Annotated in this window: 1 protein-coding gene; it reads right to left on the bottom strand. The window is 29.3% G+C overall.

The annotated features are described in order from the left end of the window. A partial coding sequence (locus L8T82_RS07845; RefSeq protein WP_263726268.1) for a filamentous hemagglutinin N-terminal domain-containing protein occupies nucleotides 1-3,638 on the bottom strand: 3,638 nt, incomplete at both ends.

Here is a 3,638-nt window from a genome sequence, read left to right on the forward strand (position 1 = left end):
TATCATTTAAATTACTTAGATTTTCTAAATTACTTGCAATTGTTTTATTCTCAAGAGCATTTGAAACTTCAGCTAAAATATTATCTTTAGTCTGTATAGCTTCATTATCTGCAAATTTATCATCACTAGCTTTGTCTAAGCCATTGTCTTGATAAGCTAGTAAAAAATCTAAGCTTTGAAAAATTTCTTTTTGAGCTATTTCTATTGATGGATTATCTTTATTATTTTTATCAAAGAAATAATCCATAATAAACTTAGTTCTAGCTTCGGCACTATTTTTATCTAAATTTTTATAAGCTTCTAAAATAGCTTTCAAATCAGCTATATCAATGGTGTAATATTTATTTTTCAAATCGGATATGATTTCATTGATGATAATATCTTTATAAAGATCATTTTCATCTAAAGTGGCTGTTTCATTGATGATGTCTTCTGTGCTAGGGATATAATCTGTATTTTGTGATGGTTTGGATACTATAACATTACTTGGATAGTTTGGATTAGATGGTTTTTCGACTTCAAAATCTTTTGTAAAAACTAAACATTTCTTACTAACACCACAATCTATTTCCTTTAAGCCATTTAAAGCTGCTAAAGCTGCTGTTTTAAAATCTATATAACCTTGACTATTATCATCATAAGGACGGAGTCGGATTTCTTTATCCCAATATTTTTGATCCGATGTTGCATTAGTTAAGTCATCTTTATAGTAATAAATATAAGTGTTTTCAGTATTCGGAATAAAATACTCATCTAAATGGCCAAAAAATTTACCACTACTTTCTAAGCCTTCTATAATAGCTCCTTTATCAAAATATATATAGATATTTTTTCCTCCAGTTCCAAATCCTGCAAAACCTCCAGCATAAGTTCCTTGGATATATTTAATGTTGTTTAATGCTATATTTCCATAATTACCCAGTCCCTTTCCTGTAAAACCTCCAGCATAAGTTCCTTGGATATAATCAATATTATTTAAAGAAATATTACTCATTTTTGCTCTAGTATCAAACCCAACAAAACCGCCTACAAAGTCTTTACCTATGATATTTCCAAAATTATTTAAGGAAATATTATTAAATTCATTTGGATTCGATGAAGAACTGCTAGATATTTCTCCAACAAAACCGCCTACAAAGTCTTTACCTATGATATTTCCAAAATTATTTAAAACAATATTTTCAAATTTCGAACTTCTTGAGATTCTCCCAGCAAACCCACCAGTAGATGCTGAGCCAGTTCCTAAAGATTCAACTTTAATCTTATCGATATTACTTAATTTTATATCCTTTATCGTGGAAAAAGATGCAAGCTCCCCTAAGAAACCGCCTGAAACAGCATAATACCCTCCTTTAGCTTCAATGTTATTGATATTATCAATACTAATCCTATCAAAAACAATAGAATTATCTTCTACTGTATTAACAATTTCTCCAGCAAAACCACCGGAAATAGACATTTCTCCATGACTTGATATATTTAAAATATCTTTTAAATATATATTTGTAAAATAAAAGCTAGCATAAGGATTATTTATAGAGCCTCCAGCAAACCCTCCTGCGTAAGAAGAAGTAGATTTTGATATACTATTTATATTAGTAATATTTTCAAGTAAAATTCTTTTAAACTCTCCACTATCAAATCCTCCTACAAATCCTCCAGAATATGCAAAACCATTAGAAATGCTTGAAATATTTCCTATGTTTTTAACTGTAATATCTGAAAATTCTCCATAATTATTAAATCCGATAAATCCACTTGCATAATTAAAGCTGTTACTCAAGTTATCAAATTTATCAATACTTTTAGAAGATATATTTTTAATATCACTTATATAAATTTTAGAATATTTTCCACCGTTATTAAAACCAACAAAACCGCCTGAGTTTTTTGTACTTAGAATATTATCTATATCCTTTATAGTTATATCAACATAATTTGCTCCTCCATAAGAATCACTCCCTATAAATCCACCTGAGTTACTATTTGAAGTAATATTGCCTATGTTTTCTATAAAAATGTTTCTAAAAAACATATTTTTCCGACCATTTAAAAAGGCACTCCCAGCAAATCCACCAGAATTACTCTCAGATAAGCTACTTTTTCCAGTATATATATGATTAATATTTTTTACAACAATGTCTTTAATATTAAAATTTTCGCTTACTTCAACTTTTCCTACAAATCCACCCGCATTAATATTACCATCTATTTTATCCTCAGAACCAGATTTAATATTATTTATATTATTTAATTTTACATGCGAAATATAACCATCTTTAGCCATACTGTCTATTGCACCAGCAAAGCCGCCTGCAGATAAGTCTTGGCTACCACCAGCAGTATTTATAGCAATAATACTATCTATATTTTCTAATGCAATATCTTTTATATACATAAATTCTCTACCGCCAGATATACGACCAGCAAACCCACCTGTAAACATGCCAGTAACTGAAACTGCATTTCCTACAGCCTCAATAGTACCTATATCCTTTAAAACAACATTGGATGTATTTGTTTTTTTAATTTCGCCTACAAATCCACCTAAATATATAGATCCTATTTTACTTTTATCGCTACTGGTAGAAATATAAGTAAGATTTTTAAGATTAATACTATCTATCTCTGAATTTTCAATACTCCCAGCAAAACCACCTGTGTATTTTTGTATATAAATATATTCTTCATCGCCACCATATCCATATGCCTTAACACTTCCACCCATATAATCTACATTAATATTTTTAAATTTAGCTCCATCTGCTTTACCAAATATACCTACATATTCACTAAGATTATACTTCCCAGGATAAAAAAATCCTGTCGTATCTATATTAATATTCTTAAGCGTATACCCTTGCCCATCAAATGTTTTAGTAAAAACACTATCATATTTATATCCTACTATCATATTAGTAAATTCATTAGCATCTTTTTTACCATCACCATTTAAATCTACCCAATAATTAGCATAGTTTTGACCATTACTTGCTTTAAAATCTATATTGTTAGTCAGTCTATACCCACTAGCTGTGTTTCTAAAATCTTCATTTTCATTCCATCCTTTAGCAAAGTGCCACCAATCTAAGTCAGAGCCTATGCCTACATATTTATATACTTTAAAGTTGTCGTCGTTTGTGTTTGTATATTTATCAAACACTTTAAAAGAATTAGGATTATAGTAATAGCCCGTAGCACTTAAATAAGCAATTCCTTTATTTTTTGCTTCTGTAGTTAGGCTGTTAGAATTTATAGTAGAAATATCAACATAAACTTCATTACCTTTTAAATCTATATTATCTGCTGTGATTTGATTGAGTTTTATTTTATTATTTTTATCATCCCAACTAGTATCAGCACTTAACATTACTTTATTACCTTGCAAAGTAATGTTTTTAGCATTAATAGTCCCCATGTTTACTACATTACCACCATTTGGCTTAAACACCGGAGAGAAAGAAGCGCCTTGTGCTTTAAATTTATCAAAGTCTTCTGGTTTTAAAGACGAAGTCGAAGCCACAAAGCGATTAGCATTGATAGTTCCTGTTTTAGTAATGATTACCCCATTAGGATTGATTAAAAAGACATTATTATTTCCAGCTTCTAATATACCAGCTATGGTAGATTTACTTGTC

The organism is Campylobacter sp. IFREMER_LSEM_CL292, assembly GCF_025771615.1.
In the GTDB taxonomy this organism is placed as follows: Bacteria; Campylobacterota; Campylobacteria; order Campylobacterales; family Campylobacteraceae; genus Campylobacter_D; species Campylobacter_D lari_D.